At 55.1% G+C, this 419-nt stretch carries 2 protein-coding genes; both read right to left on the minus strand.

Features of this window, described 5'->3' with window-relative positions:
- Positions 1–4: 4 nt before the first annotated feature.
- Complete coding sequence (locus KVT32_RS28860; protein WP_217619287.1) at positions 5–166, minus strand: hypothetical protein; 162 nt, start codon at positions 164–166, stop codon at positions 5–7.
- A gap of 3 nt (positions 167–169) precedes the next feature.
- The coding region (locus KVT32_RS28865; RefSeq protein WP_217619288.1) for a hypothetical protein at positions 170–419 on the minus strand (250 nt) is incomplete at its 5' end.

Here is a 419-nt window from a genome sequence, read left to right on the forward strand (position 1 = left end):
TGGGTCAGTTTTGTCCGTTGAGAACCTTGAGCCTGTGACGCTGGACAGGTGTCAGCATTCTGCTGCTCGGAAAACCTTTCATATCAAATTTTCCGCTTTCAGAACGGTAAGGCATCCGATCGCCCTTGTATTGCGCCACCATCGCATTGACTGCGCGGACGAACATGCGCTACGGCAAAGTATCGTCGCGGAATTCATCCTGGGGATACACGCGAGGGCTAAAGTCGGAGTGCTCGATAGCCATCAGCTCGCACAACCGTTGGCCATGCTCAGCGAGGAAACTGTACATCTGAAGTGTCCACCAGCATTCTGCCGCGTGATGGTACGCACGTTTATAGGCTAAGGCTGCGTCGCTTGCAGGGCCCCGAAGCCCGGATAGCCGCTTTTCCACCTCTTGCAGAACCAGGCGACGTTGTTCC

Origin of the sequence: Achromobacter sp. GbtcB20 (genome assembly GCF_019091095.1) — a bacterium.
Taxonomy (GTDB): domain Bacteria; phylum Pseudomonadota; class Gammaproteobacteria; order Burkholderiales; family Burkholderiaceae_B; genus Achromobacter; species Achromobacter mucicolens.